This window comes from Micromonospora vinacea (assembly GCF_015751785.1).
In the GTDB taxonomy this organism is placed as follows: domain Bacteria; phylum Actinomycetota; class Actinomycetes; order Mycobacteriales; family Micromonosporaceae; genus Micromonospora; species Micromonospora vinacea.
Window position 1 is genome coordinate 6003632 of the sequence record NZ_JADOTY010000001.1, and the last position, 20515, is coordinate 6024146.

At 69.7% G+C, this 20515-nt stretch carries 15 protein-coding genes and 1 pseudogene; 9 read left to right on the forward strand and 7 right to left on the reverse strand.

All coding sequences use genetic code 11. From position 1 onward, the window contains the following. Nucleotides 1-52 precede the first annotated feature (52 nt). Entirely contained in the window at nt 53-4396 is a 4344-nt protein-coding gene (locus IW249_RS28165; RefSeq protein ID WP_231392680.1) for a S8 family serine peptidase, read from the reverse strand. Between the two features lie 320 nt (nt 4397-4716). Here IW249_RS28165 and IW249_RS28170 point away from each other — a divergent pair, with 320 nt between their 5' ends. Both IW249_RS28170 and IW249_RS28175 read left to right on the forward strand, forming a co-directional pair. Then, on the forward strand, nt 4717-5241 hold the full coding sequence (locus IW249_RS28170; protein ID WP_307788733.1) for a winged helix-turn-helix domain-containing protein: 525 nt from the start codon (nt 4717-4719) through the stop codon (nt 5239-5241). A gap of 92 nt (nt 5242-5333) precedes the next feature. Then, the gene (locus IW249_RS28175; protein WP_196923526.1) at nt 5334-5840 is read left to right on the forward strand and encodes a VOC family protein; all 507 of its coding nucleotides are present in this window, start codon (nt 5334-5336) and stop codon (nt 5838-5840) included. Between the two features lie 69 nt (nt 5841-5909). Here the strand turns inward: IW249_RS28175 and IW249_RS28180 are convergent, their stop codons facing one another. Further along, nucleotides 5910-6800 (reverse strand): AurF N-oxygenase family protein, encoded by an 891-nt coding sequence (locus tag IW249_RS28180; protein ID WP_196923527.1) that lies wholly within the window; start codon nt 6798-6800, stop codon nt 5910-5912. A gap of 48 nt (nt 6801-6848) precedes the next feature. On the opposite strand from IW249_RS28180, the gene IW249_RS28185 reads away from it, so the two are divergent. From IW249_RS28185 to IW249_RS28210, 6 genes are all read left to right on the forward strand, one after another. After that, the gene (locus IW249_RS28185; RefSeq protein ID WP_196923528.1) at nt 6849-7577 is read left to right on the forward strand and encodes a TetR family transcriptional regulator; all 729 of its coding nucleotides are present in this window, start codon (nt 6849-6851) and stop codon (nt 7575-7577) included. Beyond that, the gene (locus IW249_RS28190) at nt 7574-7873 is read left to right on the forward strand and encodes a DUF4873 domain-containing protein (RefSeq protein WP_196923529.1); all 300 of its coding nucleotides are present in this window, start codon (nt 7574-7576) and stop codon (nt 7871-7873) included. Before IW249_RS28185 ends, IW249_RS28190 begins: the two co-directional genes overlap by 4 nt. Beyond that, nucleotides 7874-9367 carry a flavin-containing monooxygenase gene (locus IW249_RS28195; RefSeq protein WP_196923530.1) on the forward strand — a complete coding sequence of 498 codons (1494 nt, stop codon included), beginning with the start codon at nt 7874-7876 and terminating at the stop codon, nt 9365-9367. Beyond that, entirely contained in the window at nt 9357-10229 is an 873-nt protein-coding gene (locus tag IW249_RS28200; RefSeq protein ID WP_196923531.1) for an SDR family oxidoreductase, read from the forward strand. Before IW249_RS28195 ends, IW249_RS28200 begins: the two co-directional genes overlap by 11 nt. Next, a complete protein-coding gene (locus IW249_RS28205; RefSeq protein WP_196923532.1) occupies nt 10226-11053 on the forward strand; it encodes an alpha/beta fold hydrolase in 828 nt (275 codons plus the stop codon). The genes IW249_RS28200 and IW249_RS28205 overlap by 4 nt, the downstream gene beginning before the upstream one ends. A gap of 224 nt (nt 11054-11277) precedes the next feature. Then, entirely contained in the window at nt 11278-12837 is a 1560-nt protein-coding gene (locus IW249_RS28210; protein ID WP_196924994.1) for an OFA family MFS transporter, read from the forward strand. An 86-nt stretch (nt 12838-12923) separates the two neighbouring features. On the opposite strand, the gene nrfD is transcribed toward IW249_RS28210, so the two are convergent. The 4 genes and pseudogenes from nrfD to IW249_RS28230 all read right to left on the reverse strand — a co-directional run bounded on the left by nrfD (nt 12924) and on the right by IW249_RS28230 (nt 19151). Further along, the gene (gene nrfD / locus IW249_RS28215) at nt 12924-13889 is read right to left on the reverse strand and encodes an NrfD/PsrC family molybdoenzyme membrane anchor subunit (protein ID WP_196923533.1); all 966 of its coding nucleotides are present in this window, start codon (nt 13887-13889) and stop codon (nt 12924-12926) included. Then, a complete protein-coding gene (locus IW249_RS28220) occupies nt 13886-14929 on the reverse strand; it encodes a 4Fe-4S dicluster domain-containing protein (RefSeq protein ID WP_196923534.1) in 1044 nt (347 codons plus the stop codon). Before IW249_RS28220 ends, nrfD begins: the two co-directional genes overlap by 4 nt. A gap of 30 nt (nt 14930-14959) precedes the next feature. Beyond that, nucleotides 14960-18208, reverse strand: a pseudogene (gene fdh / locus IW249_RS28225) (formate dehydrogenase); the annotation flags it as partial. Between the two features lie 145 nt (nt 18209-18353). Beyond that, a complete protein-coding gene (locus IW249_RS28230) occupies nt 18354-19151 on the reverse strand; it encodes a PrsW family intramembrane metalloprotease (RefSeq protein WP_196923536.1) in 798 nt (265 codons plus the stop codon). Nucleotides 19152-19282: 131 nt separating this feature from the next. Here IW249_RS28230 and IW249_RS28235 point away from each other — a divergent pair, with 131 nt between their 5' ends. After that, the gene (locus IW249_RS28235; protein WP_196923537.1) at nt 19283-19987 is read left to right on the forward strand and encodes a permease-like cell division protein FtsX; all 705 of its coding nucleotides are present in this window, start codon (nt 19283-19285) and stop codon (nt 19985-19987) included. 57 nt (nt 19988-20044) lie between these two features. On the opposite strand, the gene IW249_RS28240 is transcribed toward IW249_RS28235, so the two are convergent. Next, the gene (locus IW249_RS28240) at nt 20045-20497 is read right to left on the reverse strand and encodes a VOC family protein (protein WP_196923538.1); all 453 of its coding nucleotides are present in this window, start codon (nt 20495-20497) and stop codon (nt 20045-20047) included. Nucleotides 20498-20515: the final 18 nt, after the last annotated feature.

Here is a 20515-nt window from a genome sequence, read left to right on the forward strand (position 1 = left end):
CCGCCTGGTCGGGGACCAGGCGGGCCGGACTTCTTCGGCTAGTGCTCAGGTGTCAGCACCTGATGGGCGCCAACCCGAAGTTCTCCACGGTCGGAGTGGCGGTGTCGATCCTGGTCTGACGGGTCTGCGGCTTCCAGCCGTCCTTGGCCACGATCATCGTGAGCGGGTTGTTGCGGCGGTCCACCCAGTAGGCGTACTTGCCCTCGGCATCGGTGGCGAAGGTGTACGACGCCGCCCACGAGTCGACCTGTACGACAGCGCCGGTCAGCGGCGATGTCGCACCCTGGCAGCTGGTGCCGGTGACCGTACCCATGAGCTTGCCCCAGGTCTTCGGGGGGTTCGCGGTCATGGTCACCGCGACCGGTGCCACCGAGTACGGGGTGTTCTCGGAGATCGCGACCGCGCCGGAGTAGGTGCCCGGCTGGTCCACGTTCGCCGTCAGGCCGACGGTGACAGTGACCTTCGCACCCGGTGCGAGGGTGACCGCCGACTTGTCGATGGTCATCCAGCTGACGTCGGCCGCCGACTCGGAGCATCCCTCGAAGCCCGGGAGCACCTCGCTGTCCGGAGCCGCGTTGAAGCTGCCGGACGAGCCGCCGATCTTGTAGAAGCCGCACGCCGCGCCGCCGCGGTACCGCGCGGTGTTGGAGTTCGGCAGGTTGGACCACGAACCGGCGGCCGGGTCGAAGGCGAAGCCGGCGTTGCTGATGGCTCCACCCTGCGAACCGCCGACGACGAGGAGCTTGCCGCTGGCCACGGCGTACGAGCTGGCCCAGTTGTCGGCCGGCGCGTCGGCGACGGCGGTCCACGTGTTGGCACCCGGGTCGAAGGCGTAGCTGGACTTCTGCGCGACGGAACCGTCGTTGCCGCCGGTGCAGTAGAGGACACCGTCGATCCCGCCGCAGGAGGCGAAGGCCACCGACTTCGGGTAGTTGGCCAACGTCTCCCAGGTGTCACTGGTCGGGTCGTACCGGACGACGCTGTTCGACATCGGCAGGCAGGCCGCCGTCGTGCAGCCCCCGACCGCGTACAGCTTGCCGTCGACGACGGCCTGGCCGGCCGCGGCCCGCGGCGCCGGGTTGTCGGCCAGCTCGGTCCAGGTGTTGGCCCCCGGGTCGTACGACCAGGTGGCGGAGTCCGGGCCTGCGTCGGCCCAGCCACCGCTGACAATGATCTTGCCGTTCACCACGCCCGCGGTCACTGCGTTACGTGCGCCGGGAAGGTCGGCGATCGCCGTCCAGGTCTGCGCGGCCGGGTCGTAGGCGTAGTTCTTGGTGGTGGAGGCCTCACCGTCGCCGCCACCGAGCGAGTACACCTTGCCGTCCAGGTTCACCACCCGGTTGTCCATGATCGTGGCCGGGTAGTTGGCGATGTCGGTCCACGGCGCCGCCTGCGGGTCGGCCGCCGCGGCAGCCGCCTTGGCCTCCTTGCCGGACGCCTTGGCGGCGAACGACGTCGGTACGGTGAGCCGCTGCTCCGGTGCGCCGCTGGACCCGAGCACCTGCTGCCGGGTGACAGTGGAGCCGTCCGCCCGCAGAAGCTCGAATCCGTTGTCCCGCTCACCGAACTTGACCTCGACCGGCGCGCCGCCGGTGTTGGTCACCGTGAACGACTTGCTGGTCTTGCCGTTGGGCATCTGGAGCGTCGCGCTCAGCTGCGTCGGGGTCACCGACAGCCGGCCGGCCGCGAGCTGGAAGTTCGCGGTGGTCGCCCAGTCGGCCTCGACGTCGACAGGCTTGGTCTGGCTGACGTAGTTGCCGGCGGTCGCCGTGAACGGGTGCTCGCCGGTCAGCGACGAGTAGATCCAGTAGAAGCCGTCGGCCAGCCCCGGGTCGTCGGGGGTCGCCACGGTGACGGCCTTCTCCGCGGGCCGGTCCTTGCTGGTGACTGTCGCGCCGTTGACGTAGCTGTCGTCGTTCTTGTCGCGGACGTTGCCGACGACCAGACCGCCGTCGAGCGGCACGCAGGTGACCTGGCTGCCGATCAGGACGTTGTCGACCTCCCACCACCACTCGTACGAAGCGTCGTAGTAGTGGAACCGGACCTGCACCTGCGCCTTGCCGGCGGCCTGCGGGATCGGGATCTCGGTCAGCTTCGGTCCCCGGACGTCGGTCTCCTGCCGGAGCACGTTGGTCCAGGTGGCACCGCCGTCGATGCTGAGGTCCACGTCGGCGGTGTCGTCGTTGAGCTGGTTGAAGTCCTGGTTGAACCGGATGACAGGGGCCGTGACGCTGGTCAGGTCGACCACCGGGCTGACCAGGGAGGTGTCCTGGCTGGTGCCCGCTCCGTAGGCGTCGCTGTCGATCATCGCGAAGTTGCCGGTGCCGCCGGTCAGGTTGCCCCGGTCGCCGTCGTCGGTGAACTTCCAGACCTGACCGCTGCCCGCGTTGTCCACGACGGTCCAGCCGGCCGGCGTGGTAGTGGCGTCGAAGGTCTCGTACTCACCGTCGGAGCCGGTCGTGTATCCGGGCGCGGTGGTGCAGACGCTGCTGTCCACCGGCACGGCGACGTTGGCGGTCGCGTTGCCCGAGCCGACCACGACCTCCTTGGTGACGGTCTGGTAGCCGGGGTACTGCGACTCGTACTTCAGGGTGTACGTCTGCCCGGACGGCAGCTTGATGCTGTAGCGGCCGTTCGACGGGGTGGTGTAGTCGTAGACACCGGACACGCCCGTCACTGTCACCTTCGCGTACAGCGGCCAGCCGTGGCCGGAGCCGTCGGTGACCGCTCCGGTGACGTTGACACTGGGCACCGCCGTGAGGGCGACGTTGAGCGTCGTGGTGGCGCCCTTGGCGACAGTTGCCGTCTTGGTGGTGCTGCCGTAGCCGAACGCCGCGACGGCGACCTGGTAGTCGCCGGTGGGGAGTTGGGTGGAGAACTTGCCGTCGGCACCGGTGGTCAGCTCACGCGCGGACGGGCCGGTGAGCGTCACTGTCGCGCCGGCGATCGGGGCGCCGGAGGTCGCGTCGGTGACAGTGCCGGTCAGCGTGCCGATGTCGCCGGTCGGGGCGGCGTTGAGCAGCGCGAGGGCGTCCAGTCGTCCTTCGCCGTAGACGTTGTTGTCGGCGGCGGTGCCGCCACACTGGTCGTCGGCCTCGTCGATCGCGGCGCCGTTGAGCAGCGCGCGGGTCGCGTTGACGTCACCGACCAGCGACGGCGCCGCCGAGTACAGCAGCGCGATCGCGCCCGCGAGGTGCGGTGCGGCCATCGAGGTGCCGCTGATGCTGCCGTAGGCGTTGCCTGGGATGCTCGACCGGACGTTCACACCCGGCGCCGAGATGTTGGGCTTGATCTCACCGTTCTGACCGGCGCCGCGGGAGGAGAAACCGGCGACGTTGTTGTTGACGTCGTACGCGCCGGTGGAGTAGTTGCTGACGAGGCTGCCTGGCGAGCCACTGGTCTGGCAGGCCGGTCCGCTGTTGCCGTTGGACCAGGTACCGAAGATCCCGGACGCGGTCCAGGCGTCCGTCACGTCCTCCATGAACGGCTCGTTGGACGGGTCCCGGGTGCCCCACGAGTTGTTGATGATGTTCGGTCGCTTGCTCGCGTCCGCGTTCTGACCGTTGAGGTCCAGCGGCTCGAGCATCCACTGACCGGATTCGACCAGAGCGGCGTCACTGGGGCAGCAACCGTTCGCCGCGATCCACTTCACCCCGGGGGCGACACCGATCTGGTTCGCGCCGTCGGAGCCGGCCATGGTGCCCATCGTGTGCGTACCGTGGCCGTCGCCGTCGCACGGGGCGGTGGCGCAGGCGCCGGTGGCGTTGGCGGCGTTGAACCAGTTGTAGTTGTGGTCGAACGTCCCGTCACCGTTGTTGCCACGGTAGGAGTTCACCAGCGCCGGGTGGTTGAACTGCACCCCGGTGTCGATGTTCGCGATGGTGATGCCCTCGCCCTTGACGCCGTACTGGGACCAGACGTCGTCGGCGTTGATGTTGGCGATGCCCCACTCCAGGGCGTTCACGGTCTTCTCGTCGGTGCCCTTGGTCGTCTCCGGCACCTTGTACGCGACGGGCGCGTAGAGGCCTTCGACCTCCGAGTGCCCGGCGAACTTCTGGGCCATCGCCAGCGAACCGCTGTTCACCTTGATGGCGTTGGTGGCCCAGAAGGTCTGGTACTTGGTGCCCGAGCTGTCGAGGTCGGCCCGGATCTTGCCCTGGCTCGCGGCGGCGGTCTTGCGCAGCGCGTCCGCCACCGCCGTGCCCCGCTTCGACCAGTCCTTGATCGCGCTGGCCTTGCTCAGGTCCGCCCGGTCCTTGAACCGGATCCAGAAGTCCCCTTCACTCTTGGCCTGGAGCTGCTTGGCGAGCTCCGGTCGGATCTTGTCCCCTGCCGGGGCGCCCGCCCCCATCGCACCGCCCGGCGCGGCCTGCGCGCCCGAGCTGATGGTGGCCAAGCATGTCGCGGCGAGGATCGTCGCCGCGCCGGCGCTCACCAGTGATCTGGCTGCGCGCCGCCATTGTGGACGTCTGAACATCGGTGCTGCCTCCCTCAGAACGACCCAGGGTGTAATGGGCCATGGTGGACCTCCCCATGCACCGCGCGGGTCACGCCGGTTGCCCGAGTGGACACTATGATCGAGAAGAACGGACGATCAAGAACTTGCCGTGAGCAACTTGTCGCTAAGAGTTGCCCTGGCTGGCGGCGCGCTTGCCAATCATTGTCAGGACCGTGACGAGAGTTGGGCAGGGATGCCCATCGATCCCGGGTGGTGCGGTGGCCGAGGACGAGGCAACGGTGAACAGGGGTGATCCGGCCGACGAGCCGTTCCCACTGCTGATCGCGGTGACCCCGTCGCCGGCCGAGCGCATCCGGCTCGCAGAGCTTCTCGACGGCATCGCACCGCTGCTGCTGGTCGCCGACCTCGACGAGCTGCGCCGCCTGATCGCCGCTCCGCAGCAGGTCGCGGCCCCGTCCGAACCGGCGCCGGTCGCCGCCCTGGTGATCGACTCGGCCCGCTCCAGCGCCCGCTGCGGTGAGCGTGAAATCGACCTCACCCGCCTGGAGCACGACCTGCTGACCTGCCTGGTCACCGAACCGGCCCGGGTCTGGAGCTACGCCGAGCTGCACCGGTCGGTCTGGGGTGACGAGGGGCGCGAACGCAAGGCGGACGTGCAGTCGCTGGTCAAGCGGCTGCGCCGCAAGCTGCACGACCTGGGCACCGGGGCGACCATCGATGTCGTCCGCGGGGTGGGGCTGCGGCTGACCGATCACCAGCAGGCGCGGGTCGAACGAGCCTGACAGCCACGTCGCATGAACTGATCACGCCCGGGGTACGCCAGGAAGATCAGCACCGACACAGGCGACGAAGAGCGCTGGTAAGGAGAGTCAGGATGGCATTCCCCAATCCCTCGACCGTGTCCATCGGGCTGAAGAAGGCCGCGCACGTCGGGATCGCGGTGAGTGACCTCGACCGCTCGGTCGCGTTCTACCAGGCCCTGCTCGGCGCGGAACCGGTCGTCCGGGACGAGAGCATGCACGGCGCCGGGTTCGCGCAGTCACAGGGGCTACCGACGACGAAGCTGCGGTACGCCACGTTCAACCTCGACAACCTCGGCATCGACCTGATCCAGTTCCAGGAGCCGGTCGGAGACGCCGCCCAGGTGGCTGCCAACCGGCCGGGCTCGATGCACCTGTGCTTCCACGTCGACGACGTGCGCGCGGTCTACGACCGGATGAACGAGGCCGGGTTCGAGTTCCTCGGGCAGCCGTACACGTTCGCGTCCGGCGAGGTGGAGCCGCCGGCGGCGGTCGGCACCGATGTCGCGTACTTCAACGATCCGGACGGGACGAACCTGGAGATCATCGCGCCGAAGGGTGGCTTCGCCCGCAGCGAGTGAGCCCACGGGTGGCGTGGGGGTCCGGCCGGAGACGGCAGGCCCCCATGCCGATCCCCGGAGGGACAACTGTCAGATCAGCCCGGCCCGGGCCCACAGCAGGCGTCCCGGCCCAGCCACCAGGCCGACGCCCGCCAGGTGGTCGTGCACCCGCGCCGCCGACCAGCGCAGGGTGGCACGCCAATGCGGGTTGGCGCGGGCGGCGGCACGACCGACCGCCGGCGCAATGCCCACCGCCGAGTACGCGTCGGGGTGGACCAGGCGGTTGGCGATCGTGTAGGCGGCGCGACCGACCAACAGTCGGGCGTACGCCATGCCCACCGGGCCGGTGGCCGCGACCGCGGCGGCCAACTCCTCGCGGGCGAACCGGACGTGTCGTGCCTCCTCCACCACGTGGATGCGGGAGACCATCCGGATGAGCGGCTGGAGCGACTCGTCCGCCATGATCTCGCGCTGGAACGCGTCGAGGATCTCCTCGGCGATGAGGATCGCCGCGTACATCCGGGGGCCGCTGGCGGTGGCCTTGAGGAAGCGCCCGAGGTGGTGGTCGACGGTGTTCGCGCGGTAGACCGGACAACCCGTCGCCTCGATCAGCCGGCCGAACATGATGGAGTGCCGGCACTCGTCGGCGACCTCGGTCAACGCGTACTGGGCCTGCCGGCTCGTCGGGTCGGCGCGGTAGTACTCCCGGATCAGCATCTGCATGAGGATCGTCTCGAACCACAGCCCGGCGCTGGCCGCGCTGGCCACCTCGTGCTTGGTGAGCTCGACGCGCTGTTCCTCGCTGAACTGCTCCCACAGTGGCGTGCCGTAGAGGCTGCTGCGCTGTGGCGGGAGCCAGTAGGCGCCGGGGGTGTGCGGTGCGTCCCAGTCGATCTCGACGGTGGGGTCGTAGCTGGTCCGTAGTGAGGACGTGAGCAGTCGCTCGGCGACCGCCGCACGCCCGGTTTCCGCCGCCTCCATGGCTCCTCCATATTGACGTGACGACCAGTAACTGTTACGAGTAGTAGCATGCAATCGCCGCTCACCGATGTCAATGCATCCGATCCGCCGGCCACGCCCCCCGACGGCGATCCGAAGGCGAAGCGCAACGGCCGCCGAGACCGCTGGGCGGACCATCGTGAGCAACGACGGCAGGAGCTGGTCGGGGCCGCCGTGCAGGCGCTGCTGCGGCACGGGCCGGAGGCCGACATGGAACAGGTGGCAGCCGCCGCGGGCGTCAGCAAACCGGTCCTGTACCGCTACTTCGCCGACAAGTCGCAGCTCTGGGTCGCGGTCAGCGAGGTGGTGGCAGCCCGGATGGTCGACACCATCGCGCCCGCCATCGAACAGGTCCGCGAGGAACGTGACCTGGTCGAGGCGACGATCGACGCCTACCTGGGCGTGATCGAGTCGGAGCCGAGGCTCTACCGGTTCCTGATGCACCAGTCCGGCGACCCCGCCATCCACCAGGTTATCGCCGGCACCAGCCGGCAGGTGGCCGCCGGGCTCGCCCGGGTGATCGGCGACCGGCTACGTACGCTCGGCCTGGACGCCGGTCCCGCCGAGCCCTGGGCGTACGGCCTGGTGGGCTTCGTGCAGGCGGTCGGCGACTGGTGGACCACGCACGGCCAGCCGATCAGCCGCGGCGCCCTCACCGACTACCTGACCGCTCTGCTGTGGAGCGGCATCGAGGGGGTGCGGGCCAGCGCCGACCTGCCGCACGAACTCACCCGCGCCCACGAGCGGATCGTGCCATGAGTTACCACGGCCCGGCGGGTGTCGAGGGCACCCCGGTCCGGGTGCACCTCACCGGGCGGTGGGAGCCGGTCGACGGCCGCTTCCACTGGGGCGGGCGGATCGAGCCCGAACCACGGATGGCCCACCTGCTGCGCTCCGGCCGGCGCGACGTCGAGTTACGCATCGCCGACCGCGTCCGGGCGGCCCGACTGTCCGAGGTCGATCCGTGGGGCGGCGTACGCATCACCGGCGTGGGCGACGCCCCCTGGCCGCCCGTGGCCGACCTCAGTTCCGCGCCCGGCCTCACGGAGGAGTGAATGGACACAGACGTTGCCATCATCGGCGCCGGCTTCGGTGGCCTGGGCGCCGCCATCCGCCTCCAGCGGGCCGGCTTCACCGACTTTCTCGTCTTCGACCGGGGTGAGGACGTCGGCGGCACCTGGCGTGACAACAGCTACCCAGGCTGCGCCTGCGATGTCCCGTCGCACCTCTACTCGTTCTCGTTCGCCCCCAACCCCCGCTGGTCGAACACCTTCTCCAGCCAGCCGGAGATCTGGGACTACCTGCGCGGCTGCGTCGACCGCTTCGGGATACGCCCGAGGTTGCGGTTGCGCCACGAGGTCCGGGAGGCGCGGTGGGACGACCAGCGCCAACGCTGGCTGGTGCGCACCTCCGGCGGCGACCACAGCGCCCGGGTCCTGATCTGTGCCGCCGGCCCGCTCAGCGACCCGACCATCCCCGACCTGCCCGGGATCGACGAGTTCGCCGGCACGGTGTTCCACTCCGCCCGCTGGCGGCACGACCACGACCTGACCGGCCGGCGCGTCGCGGTGATCGGCACCGGCGCCTCGGCCGTCCAGTTCGTGCCACAGATCCAGCCGACGGTCGAGAGGTTGACGCTCTTCCAGCGCACCCCCGCCTGGATCATGCCGAGGATGTCGCGCCGGATCAGCACGGTCGAGCAGGCCGCGTTCCGCACCGTGCCCGGCGCGCAGCGGGCCGCCCGGGCAGGGCTCTATCTGGTACGCGAGAGCATGGGCCTGGGCTTCCTGCACCCGGCGGTCAACCGCCTCGCCTCGCGCCTGTCAGTGCGCACGCTGCGACGTCAGGTTCCTGACCCGAACCTGCGGGACAAGCTCACCCCCCGGTACGCGATGGGCTGCAAACGGGTGCTGATCTCCAACGACTACTGGCCGTCGCTCACCCGACCGAACGTCGACGTGGTCACCGCCGGCATCGCTCGGATCGTGCCGGATGGCCTCGTCACCGACGACGACGTCCACCACCGGGCGGACACCCTCATCCTCGGGACCGGCTTCCACGTCACCGACTCCCCCGTCGTACGGCGCATCCACGGTCGGGGCGGGCGCAGCCTGGGCGACGCGTGGACCCCCAGCATGCGCGCGTACCAGGGCACGACCATCGCCGGCTTCCCCAACCTGTTCTTCCTGCTCGGCCCGAACACCGGGCTCGGGCACACCTCGGTGGTGCTGATGATCGAGGCGCAGCTGCACCTGGTGCTCGCGGCGCTGCGTCACATGCGGGCCAGAGGCATCCAGGCCATCGAGCCCACCGCGCGGGCGCAACGACGCTGGACCGAGCGGATCGACCAGAAGATGGCCGGCACCGTCTGGCAGACCGACTGTTCGAGCTGGTACCTCGACGCCACCGGCCGGAACACCACCATCTGGCCGGGCTTCGCCACCAGTTTCCGGATGCGGCTGCGCCGGTTCCGCCCGGCCGACTACCAGATCGCCTCGACCGGCGACACCCCCAACGAATCGGAGCGGGAGCACGCCGATGCGGTATGACCTGGCGGGCAAGGTCCTGCTCATCACCGGCGCGGCGCGCGGCATCGGGGCGCAGCTGGCCCGCGAGGCCGTCGCCCGCGGGGCCCGGGTCGCCCTCGTCGGTCTGGAAGGCGAGCTGCTCAGGCAGCTCAGCGCCGACCTCGACGCGCACTGGTACGAGTGTGACGTCACCGACCAGGCGGCGTTGGACGCGGCAGTTGCCTCCACTGTGGACCGCTTCGGTGGCATCGACGTCGTCGTGGCCAACGCGGGCATCGCGAACCTCGGCACCGTCGCCGTGGGACCGGTCGACGCGCTGATCCGTACCGTCGAGGTGAACCTCTGCGGCGCGATCCGCACTGTCAGCGCGGCGCTCCCGCACGTCACCGCCGCCCGTGGCCACGTCCTGATCGTCTCGTCGGCTGCCGCCTTCACGGCGATGCCCGGCATGGCCGCCTACTGCGCGTCCAAGGCGGGTGTGGAGCAGTTCGCCAACGTGCTGCGCCTGGAGACCCGCCCACGCGGCGTCACCGTCGGCACGGCGCACCCGATCTGGATCGACACCGACCTGGTCCGCGACATCCGTGACGACCTGGCATCGTTCCGCACCGCGCTGCGCCGGTTGCCGTGGCCGCTGTCCACAGTCGTACCCGTCGAGCAGTGCGTCGAGGCCCTGCTCCGCGGCATCGAGCGCCGCCAGCGCAAGGTGTACGTGCCGCGGTCGCTCGCCCTCGTGCAGGCGCTGCGGCCGGTGGTGCTGAGCGGCCTCTCGGACGCGTTGATCACCCGGTTCGGGGGCCAGACCATGGTCGACCAGATGGAGGACGAGGTACGCCAGCTCGGGCGTTCCTTCGGCAGGACGTCGGTGGGAGAGCAGTCATGAGTATTCATTTCCGACGTGCCGGCAGCGGAGAGCCGCTCGTGCTCATCCACGGCATCGGTCACCGCCATCAGGCGTGGGAGCCGGTGTTCGACAGGCTCACCGCCCACCACGAGGTGATCGCGCTCGACCTGCCCGGATTCGGGAACTCTCCGGTGCCCGGCACCGGCATGCCCGCCGACATGGCCGCCACAGTGGCCGGGGTCCTACCGGCCCTGACCGAGTGGGGGCTGGAGCGCCCGCACGTCGCCGGCTACAGCCTCGGTGGGGCGATCAGCCTGGAGCTTGCCGCCAGCGGGGCGGTCGCCTCGGCCACCGCCTTCTCCCCCGCAGGCTTCTTCACAGCGGCGGAGCGCCGGCGGGCGCTGGCCATCCTCCGGCTGCTGCGGGCCAACTCGTACCTGCCCACCACGATCATGCGGGCCGCGCTGCGCTCGGCGTATCTGCGGGCGTTGTGCTTCGCACCGCTGATGGCCCGCCCCACGCTGCTGGACGTCGAGCGCGCGCTGGGCGACGCGCTCGCCCTGCGACGCGGGCTCGGCTTCAACGCCGTGGCCAGAGCCGCCCGCGACTATCGCTTCGACTGCCTTCGGCTGTCCGACGCGGCGGTGCCGGTGACCATCGGCTGGGGAGACTGCGACCGGATCTTCGGCGTCCACCAGGCCGAGCGCGCCCGCGCGGGCCTGCCGGCGGCACGGGTGGTGACGCTGCCCCGTTGCGGACACGTGCCGATGAGCGACGACCCGGATCTGGTCGCGACGCTCATCCTGGAGACCACCGGCGCCGTGCCCCGAACCGAACGACCGGATCCGTCGGTCTCCGTATAACGTCGCCGGTCATGTCGCCCACGGGACGTCTCCGTGCGCGCGTTTCCTGGTAACCACATGGCGCGAACCGGCCGACACGTAACGTGAGGTAGAGCCGGTAATCGGCTGACGCCAGACGTGCGCCGGGCCGCCACCGCGGCGGCGCCCCTCGGCCAACTGCCGGGTCGGACAGCTCGGCAACGTCGCGGCCGCCCACTCAGCCGCAGGAGGTGTGGACGATGCCCATGCTGTCGGTCTTCGATCCCCGGCACACGGTCGCTCCCCCGGGATACAGCCGCTGGCTCATCCCGACCGCCGCACTGGCCGTGCACGTCTGCATCGGCCAGGTCTACGCGACGAGCGTCTACAAGAACTCCCTCATCGCGCACTTCGACACCAGCCAGACGGCGATCGGGGCGATCTTCAGCATCGCCATCGTCATGCTGGGTTCGTCCGCGGCCGTGGGTGGCCGTTGGGTGGAGCGGAACGGGCCCCGCCGGGCGATGTTCGTCTCCGCCTGCTTCTGGGCCCTCGGGTTCCTGGTCGGCGCGCTCGGCATCGCGACCCAGCAACTCTGGCTCCTCTACCTCGGATACGGCGTCATCGGCGGCATCGGGCTCGGCATCGGCTACATCTCGCCGGTCTCCACACTGATCAAGTGGTTCCCGGACCGCCCCGGCCTCGCCACCGGCCTGGCCATCATGGGGTTCGGCGGCGGCGCCCTGATCGCCGGCCCGCTCGCGCGCCAACTGCTCTCCCTCTACGACTCCGGCTACAACCCCAACAACCCGGCTGCCGTGGCTTCGGGCAACGCCCTCGTGGCGCTCTTCGTCACCTTCGGCATCGGATATTTCGTGATCATGATGTTCGGCCCGTTCAACGTCCGGGTTCCGGCGCCGGACTGGCGGCCCGCCGGGTTCGACCCCGCGAGCGTCGCCGCCCGACCTCTGGTGACGACGGCGAGCGTGTCCGCGTCGAACGCCGTACGTACCCGGTCGTTCTGGTTGCTGTGGATCGTCCTGTTCTGCAACGTCACAGCGGGCATCGGCATCCTGGAGCAGGCAAGCCCGATGATCCAGGACTTCTTCCGGGACAACGGCACCGCCACCACCGTCTCGGTGACGGCGGCGGCCGGTTTCGTGGGAGTGCTGTCGCTGTTCAACATGGCTGGGCGGTTCGTCTGGTCGACGACGTCCGACCTCATCGGGCGCAAGCCCATCTACATGGTCTACCTCGGCGTCGGCATGGTGCTGTACCTGCTGCTCGCCGTGGCCGGTCACTCCGCGACAGCGGTCTTCGTGCTGATCGCCGCCGCCATCATCTCCTTCTACGGCGGTGGCTTCGCCACCATGCCCGCCTACCTGCGTGACCTGTTCGGCACCTTCCAGGTCGGGGCCATCCACGGCCGGATCCTCACCGCCTGGTCGGCCGCGGGTGTCGCCGGCCCGCTGATCGTCAACGGGATCCTCGACACGCAGGGCAAGCCCGGCACCCTCACCGCGGCGGCGTACCGGCCCGCGCTGTTCACCATGGTCGGCATCCTCGCCATCGGATTCATCGCGAACCTGCTGGTCCGTTCCGTGCCCGAGCGGTTCCACGAACCGAACAGAGGGCCGACCTCGCCGGTGGCGAAGGCCACCGTCACCGAGCCGGTCGCGCTCGGGCGGGACAGCCAGCCGCCCGCGCCGCCGCGCGTCGGTAGCCAGACCGGGCGGCTCTGGTTGTCGTGGCTGCTGATCGCGGTGCTCCTCGGGTACGGAATCGTCCAGACCGCCATCACCGCCGCGAAGCTGTTCACCGGCTGACGCTCGGCGGCCCGGAACGGCCAGACCTCTTGCATCGCAACGGAAGGCGCCCCTTTCAGGGGGCGCCTTCCGTTGCGCCGATCCGCTCAGAGCTGGGTGGTCGACCGGTTCTCGGCGAGCCGCTCCCGTTGCGGCACGACCGTGTACTTCGGATCGCGTGCCGACACCCGTCCCGCTTCGAAGACGCCGAACCGGGTGGCGACCGACGATGCCACCAGGGCGGCGCCGGAGATCGCCGACAGGATCCGGCTGCGGCGGCTGAGCAGAGCGGTGGCGGTACCCACGGCCAGCAGGGCGCGTCCCGCCCTGACGAGCCGGCCGCTGCGTCCGTGCGTGTAGGGCTCGCTGGTGAGGCCCTGCCGCTCCAGCCGGTGCCCCCCGCCCAGCTCGATGGCCACGGCGGCCAGGGCGAGTCGTCGCAGTGGGGCGGTCTCCGCGGCTGGTGCCGCTATCAGTCCGACCCCGGACGCGGCGGCGAGCGCGCTGCCGGCGAAGACGAACGGCAGCGACGGGTAGGCGTCGTGCCAGGACGGCACTGCCGTGTCGGCGAGCAACACCCCGGTGTACGTCGCCAGCGCCGGCGCGGTGGCCGCGGCGGCCAGGCCGGCGACGTTGCCGATGGGCGGTGCGATCCGACGGGCGAGGCCGAGCACACCGTGCTGCGGGAGCAGCGGCGCGAGCTCGGCGACCGCGGCCACGCCGGCCAGCGGGCCGAACGCGGCGAGAATCCAGGTGCCGACCGACATCGGCGAGGTCACCTTGGCCACCCGGAGCATGTGATGGAAGCGGGCCGGCCGGCCGAGGTCGTGGACCAGCAGGTACGTGCTGGCGGCGACGCCGCCGAGGGCCGTCCAACGGCCCACAGTGCGCAGCCCGGGTCGTCCGGTCAGTTGGGCGCCCGCGCCGATCAGCGCACTTCCCGCGGCGAGGCCTCCGGTGAACAGGTAGCCGGCGATGTCGTACTTCCACACCGGCGCCTTCAGCACCGGCCGGCCGTAATAGGAGGCGAATTCGGCCGGCGGCACCGTGAGCTGCTCGCCGCCGCGGGTCATCGCCGCCTGCCCAGGAACGCGACAGCCGTGGCGACCGCCATCGTCATCGCCGCCAGGCCGGCACGCTTCCACATGGCCGGCAGGTCGCGGGTGGTCACGATTGGGTCCGGTGGCAGCCCGTACACCTCCGGCTCGTCCAGCAGCAGGAAGAACGCACCATCACCACCGACACCGTCGTTGGGGTCGTGCCCGTACAGCCGCGCCTCCGGCACTCCCCGCTCGTGCAGCTTCGTCACCCGCGCGGCAGCCCGCTCCCGCAACTCGTCCAGTTCCCCGTACTGGATCGACTCCGTCGGGCACGCCTGCGCGCACGCGGGCGTCATCCCCACCCCGAGCCGGTCGTAGCACAGCGTGCACTTCCACGCCCGACCATCATCCTTGCGCTGATCGATGACGCCGTACGGGCAGGCGGAGATGCAGTAACCGCAGCCGTTGCAGATGTCCTCCTGCACCACCACGGTGCCGAACTCCGTGCGGAACAGGGAACCTGTGGGGCAGACATCCAGGCAGGCCGCGTGGGTGCAGTGCTTACAGACGTCCGACATCATCAGCCAACGGAAATCCGTCCGTCCCTCCGCGCCCGAGCCCCTCCCCGGCGGCTGCCCGCCCGGCATCCCCAGAAACTCCGGGCCGCCCGACATGCGGGCCGCCGCGGCGGGCGAGCCGGTGTCCAGGCCGGGATCCGTGCCGGTGTCGGTGGCGGTACGCGCGCCGATCGCCGCCGTCACCGGGCTGATCGGTGGCCCGTCCGGGTCCCCCGCGAACGCCGGAGTCGCCCAGCCGGCCGAGCGGGGCTGCTCCACGAACGCGACGTGCCGCCACGAGTTGGCGGTCAACGCGCCCGTGTTGTCGTACGACATGCCGAGCAGATCGAGCCCACTCTCGGGGACGCCGTTCCACTCCTTGCAGGCCACCTCGCACGCTTTACAGCCGATGCAGACGCTGGTGTCGGTGAAGAACCCCATCCGCGGCGGCGGGTTCTCGTAGCCGGCGTCCGGTGCGGGGTCCAGCGGCCCGTACAGGGCGTTGGCGTGGGGCATGGGTCAGGCCTCCTGGTCGCTGCTGCTGTCGGCGACGTCGGTCGTGACCATCGGTGGGTAGCGGTGGACGAGGTTCCCCGACCGCCGCCGGTAGTCGACGACGAGGTCCAACAGGTCCTGTCCTCTCGGGCGTCGTCCGGGCCGGACGTCGCACGTGCCGACCTTGCTCTCCTGAATCAGGACGTTGGGGTCGAGGGTGATGCCGAACAGGTCGTTTGCCGAATCGCCTGTCACCAGACCCTCGTAGCCGAAGTGGTACGGCAGCCAGACCTGGTGGATGATCCGGCCGTCCACTCGCAGCGGCGTCACGCGGTCGGTCACCAGCACCTTCGCCTCGACTGCCGCGCGGCTGGTGACCAGGTGGGCCCAGCCCAGGTGACTCAACCCTCGCAGGGCCGCCAACTCCGGCGACACCTCGACGAACATCTCGGGTTGCAACTCGGCCAGGGGCGACACGTTGCGGCTCATCCCGCCGGCGGTGTGGTGCTCGGTGAGCCGGCTGACAGTGAACACGTACGGGAACACGTGACTGTGCTCCTGCGGCGGGCTCGGGTTCAACGTGTTGATCGGGTGGGTGTACACCTTGCGGGTCGGGTTGGCCTGCTGCCGGTAGAGCGGGTTGCGCACCGGCGACTCGACAGGCTCGTAGTGGGTGGGCATCGGTCCGTCGAGCACACCGGTGGGCGCGTACAGCCAGCCTTTGCCGTCGCCCTGAAGGATGAACGGGTCGTCGCCGGCGATGCCCGCCACACCCGAGGCGTCGTGCGCCGGTCGGTAGGACGGCGGTTTGGTCTTCTCGAAGTCCGGCACGTCGTAGCCGGTCCACTCACTCTTGTCCGCGTCCCACCAGACGTAGCGTTTGCGCTCACTCCACGGGTTGCCGTCCGGGTCGGCGGAGGCGCGGTTGTAGAGGATGCGCCGGTTCGCCGGCCACGCCCAACCCCACTCGGGCGCCACCAGGGACTGCTCCGAGCCGGGTTTGCGGCGGGCCGCCTGGTTGACGCCGTCGGCGTACACCCCGGTGTAGATCCAGCAACCGCCGACGGTGGAGCCGTCGTCCTTCATCTCGGTGAACGACGCCAGCGGCCGGCCGGTGGCCACGTCGTACCCGTTGATCTCGCGCAGCACCGCCTCGGCGCTCGGCTCGACGTGCGGGCCGTGCGTGGGGTAGTCCCAGGCGAGGTCGAGCAGCGCACGGTCGCGCGGCTTCGTCGACGTCGCCAGCCGTTCCCGGATGATGCGGCCGAGGTGGTAGAAGAACCACAGCTCGGAGCGGGCGTCGCCTGGTGGCTCGACGGCCTTCTCCCGCCACTGCAACAGCCGTTGGGTCTGGGTGAAGGTGCCCTCCTTCTCCACGTGCGAGGCGGCGGGCAGGAAGAACACCTCGGTGCGGCACTTCTCGGGCGCGATCTCGCCAGTCTCGATCTCCGGTGCGTTCTGCCAGAACGTGGCGCTCTCGATCATGAACAGGTCACGGACGACCAGCCAGTCCAGGTTGGCCATGCCCAGGCGCTGCGCGCGGCCGTGCGCGGAGCCGACCGCCGGGTTCTGCCCGAGCAGGAAGTACCCCTTGATCTTCCCGTCGATCATGTTGAGTACCTGCTGGTACGTGCCGTGGTCACCGGTCATCCGCGGCATGTACCCGTAGCAGTAGTCGTTCTCGGCTGTGGCCGCGTCACCCCAGTACGCCTTGAGCAGGTTCACGCCGTAGGTGCGGGCGTTGCCCCAGAAGCCCTTCTGCCCGGGGTGCGCAATGCTGTCCACCCACTTGTCCAGGGTCGGGTGCTCGGCGTGATGCGGCATCGGCAGGTAGCCCGGAAGCAGATTGAACAGCGTCGGGATGTCGGTGGACCCCTGGATGCTGGCGTGCCCGCGCAGGGCCATCACCCCACCCCCCGGCCGGCCCACGTTGCCCAGCAGCAGCTGGATGATCGCGCCGGTGCGGATGTACTGCACGCCGACGCTGTGCTGCGTCCAGCCCACCGAGTAGACGAGCATGCCGGTCCGCTCCCGGCCGGAGTTCTCCGTCCATGCCTGGGCCAGTTCGAGGAACTTCTCCTGCGGGATGCCGCAGACCCGTTCCACCATCTCCGGGGTGTAGCGGGAGAAGTGCCGCTTGAGGATCTGGTAGACGCAGCGCGGGTGCTGCAATGTCTCGTCACGTTCGGTCTCGCCGCCGACCGGCGCGCCGTGCGACTCGTGCTCCAGCCCGGCCGCGGTCTCCCGCTGCGTCTCGCTGTCGCGGGTCGCCTGGTCCTGCGGGTGGCCCTCGTACCGCCAACTGGCCTGGTCGTAGGTGGCGTTGTCGTCGTTGAATCCGGAGAAGAGGCCGTGCATGTCCTCGGTGTCGGCGTACTCCTCGGTCACGATCGTCGCGGCGTTGGTGTAGGCGACGACGTACTCCCGGAAGTCCAGTTCGTTGTCGAGGATGTAGCGCACCACCCCGCCGAGCAGCGCGATGTCCGTGCCCGCCCGGATCGGCAGGTACGAGTCAGCCAGCGCGCTGGTGCGGGTGAAGCGCGGATCGACGTGGAAGACCTTCGCGCCCCGACGCTTGGCCTCCATCACCCACTGGAAGCCCACCGGGTGCGCCTCGGCCATGTTCGAACCCTGGATGACGATCACGTCGGAGTTCGACAGGTCCTGCTGGTACTGGGTGGCGCCGCCACGACCGAAGCTGGTCCCCAGACCGGGGACGGTGGCGGAGTGTCAAATGCGCGCCTGGTTCTCGATCTGCAACGCGCCCGCCGCGGTGAACAACTTCTTGATGAGGTAGTTCTCCTCGTTGTCCAGCGTCGCCCCACCCAGGCTGGAGATGCCCAGCGTCCGGTTGAGCGGTCGACCCTCGGCGTCGACGTCCTCCCAGGTCTCGTCCCGGGCGGCCAGGACCCGATCGGCGATCATGTTCATCGCCGTGTCGAGGTCGAGGTCCTCCCACTCGGTGCCGTACGGCCGGCGGTAGCGGACAGTGGTCTGCCGCAGCGGACTGGTCACCAGGCTCTTGCTCGCCGAACCCTTCGGGCAGAGCCGACCCCGCGAGATCGGGCTGTCCGGATCACCCTCGATCTGACTGACCTGGCCGTCCTTCACGAACACCCGCTGACCACAACCCACGGCGCAGTACGGGCAGACGGACCGGGCCATCGAATCGGCGGTGTCGGTGCGGGCGGTGAGCGTGCGGGACCCGTCGGACTTCGCCGCAGCACCCCGGCCGAGCGGGTCGGTGCCGGTGAGCTGGCGGTAGACCGGCCAGCCCTCGAACCAGCTGCGCACCCCCATTGCCGCACCTTCCCGACCAACCCCGCCAAATATGAACACTCTGACGTTAGATGAGGTGCCGGTCCGGTCGCAGCGGGATCACGAACAGTCATGCCTCCCCCGGCCCATTCGTGCAGGCCGGGAGAGGCACGGGGTACGGCGGTGGTCAGTGCGGTTGGAGCTGACCGACGGGGTGCTCGCCGAAGGTCCGGTACCGGCGCAGCTCCCAGAACAGCCAGCCGATGCTGATGATCGCCAACACGACGAAGACCAGCGAACCGGAGAACGTGTCCCAGAGGGTGTGCAGGACGACGACACCCAGGAACGTGCCGATGAAGCCGAAGAGCCGAGTAACGCTCGGGCTGGCGAGCAACGCCCACAGCGCGCCGGCGGTGAGCCCGGTCCAGGCGGTGTGACCGGCGGGCGCCGTCAGACCCCGGATGAAGAGCGTCTGCTCCACCGCACCGATGTTGCCCTGGGAACTCAGCAGCGCGCTGAACGCGTAGCCCATCGTCTCCAGTGCGGCGAACCCCATGCCGGCGGCGATGCCGATGATCAGCCCGTCGGAGGGCACCCGGCGACGATGCTGGGCCACCACCGTGAACAGCAGGATCACCGGGACGATCAGCTTCGCCGACTCCTCGATCAGCGCCACGAACAACATCGGCAGGGTGCCGAGGCCGCGCAGGGTGTCGTACTCCAGGGTGCCGGCGACCACCGTGCCGATCACACCACCGAAGAACGCCGACGTCACCAGCACCGACGCCGGCACCTGCCACCGCCCGGTCCGGGCCTGTGCGAACGTCAGGAACGTCAGCGGCACCAGCGTCGCCCCGAGCAGGATCAACGCCGGTACGAAATTCGGATTCTTGGTGCTGACCAGGGTGCGCAGCACCGCCACATAGAGGATCAGCCCGATGACGAGCACACCAACCCACGCCCAGCGGCGCCAACGATCACCCATACCGCGCAGTCTGTCGGACGCAGGTTACGAAGACCAGCCACGGCACTGAGATCCTGACGACTTCCCAGCGGCGGCGACGTCCGCTGTTCAGGGGCGGCGATGCGCGGGAGTGATGGCTACGATCTTCGCCCATGCGCCGCGGAGCACCGTTACTGTCACTCGTCGTCCTGTTGGCCCTTCCCGCCTGCACCTCGAAACCCGAGGAGCCCGGGGACGTGGCGTTGACCGTCTTCCTCGACAACGACGTGACGGTGGCGCAGAAGGGCAGCGTGGAGCAGCAACTCCGGTCCATGCCAAGTGTCACTGAGGCGTCCCTCGAAACCCGCGAGCAGGCGTACGAGCGCCAGAAGGCGGACCTGAAGGACCAGCCCGACCTGCTGGCGGCCCTCAAGCCGGAGTACCTGCCGGAGCTTCTTCACGCCACCGTCAGCGACCCGTCGATCGCCGAGGCGGTCGAACTGGTGATGGCCGAGGCCGACGGCGTGCAGGACGTGGCGCTCAGGATCGCGGACGTCGACCCCCGGCCATCGCGGATCGGCGTCATCGTCCGGCTCACGTCGTCGGCGACCGACGAACAACGGGCCGCCGTGGAGACGGCCGTCCGGGCACTCCCCACGGCGAAGTCGATCGAATTCGAGGACCGCGACGCCGCGTACGAGCGCCTCCGCAAGCGGTGTCAGGGCAAGGGTGACCTGTCCACGCAGCTCCAACCGCAGATGACGCGCGAGTCGTGGCGGTTCGAGATGCCATTGAACGGAGAAGGATCTGGAGTGGGCGAGCTGATGAGGCTCGACGGCGTCGACGGCGTACCCCTGGCCCCTCTGGCGATGCTGTAACGCCTGCGGAGGGCCGCAAGCCGTTTCGGCGTGTCGCAGTCGAAGGGACGGCCCCGATCAGCGTGGGAACGGGCTGAGGGGTGACCTGTCGCCTACGGACCACTTGTGGCCGGACGGGTCCGTGAAGCCACCTTGACGGTGCGTCCCCCAGGGCACGTGGTGATCTTCGATTCCCGCTTCGGCGACAGCGCCCGCGGCGACGGCGCGCTCGATGAAGGTGTCGGGATCGTCGGCAAACACCTCGATGCGGGTAGTTGTGACGCCGGTCTGGCCGGGACTGGCCTCTGTGCGGTTCTCGGGATTGACCTCATGGAGGAAGAAGGCGGCGCCACTGATCTCGAGGCCGGCCACGCCACCAAGGTTCCAGAGTTCTGTCGCGCCCAGTGCAGTCTTGTACCAGGCAACCGCAGCATCTGCATCGTCGACGATCAGCATCACTGAGATCACTGGTGGCGAAGCTGACACCGTGTCGCCGGGCGAGGCGGAAGGATCTTTCAGTTCCTCAATCATGCCCTCAGCATGCCGGAC

Excerpts from the sequence above, each read along its gene's own strand:
- IW249_RS28175 (WP_196923526.1), top strand. The coding sequence starts at position 5,334 with ATGGCATTCCCCAATCCCTCGACCGTGTCCATCGGGCTGAAGAAGGCC.
- IW249_RS28180 (WP_196923527.1), bottom strand. The coding sequence starts at position 6,800 with ATGGAGGCGGCGGAAACCGGGCGTGCGGCGGTCGCCGAGCGACTGCTC.
- IW249_RS28185 (WP_196923528.1), top strand. The coding sequence starts at position 6,849 with ATGCAATCGCCGCTCACCGATGTCAATGCATCCGATCCGCCGGCCACG.
- IW249_RS28190 (WP_196923529.1), top strand. The coding sequence starts at position 7,574 with ATGAGTTACCACGGCCCGGCGGGTGTCGAGGGCACCCCGGTCCGGGTG.
- IW249_RS28195 (WP_196923530.1), top strand. The coding sequence starts at position 7,874 with ATGGACACAGACGTTGCCATCATCGGCGCCGGCTTCGGTGGCCTGGGC.
- IW249_RS28200 (WP_196923531.1), top strand. The coding sequence starts at position 9,357 with ATGCGGTATGACCTGGCGGGCAAGGTCCTGCTCATCACCGGCGCGGCG.
- IW249_RS28205 (WP_196923532.1), top strand. The coding sequence starts at position 10,226 with ATGAGTATTCATTTCCGACGTGCCGGCAGCGGAGAGCCGCTCGTGCTC.
- IW249_RS28210 (WP_196924994.1), top strand. The coding sequence starts at position 11,278 with ATGCTGTCGGTCTTCGATCCCCGGCACACGGTCGCTCCCCCGGGATAC.
- nrfD (WP_196923533.1), bottom strand. The coding sequence starts at position 13,889 with ATGACCCGCGGCGGCGAGCAGCTCACGGTGCCGCCGGCCGAATTCGCC.
- IW249_RS28220 (WP_196923534.1), bottom strand. The coding sequence starts at position 14,929 with ATGCCCCACGCCAACGCCCTGTACGGGCCGCTGGACCCCGCACCGGAC.
- IW249_RS28230 (WP_196923536.1), bottom strand. The coding sequence starts at position 19,151 with ATGGGTGATCGTTGGCGCCGCTGGGCGTGGGTTGGTGTGCTCGTCATC.
- IW249_RS28235 (WP_196923537.1), top strand. The coding sequence starts at position 19,283 with ATGCGCCGCGGAGCACCGTTACTGTCACTCGTCGTCCTGTTGGCCCTT.
- IW249_RS28240 (WP_196923538.1), bottom strand. The coding sequence starts at position 20,497 with ATGATTGAGGAACTGAAAGATCCTTCCGCCTCGCCCGGCGACACGGTG.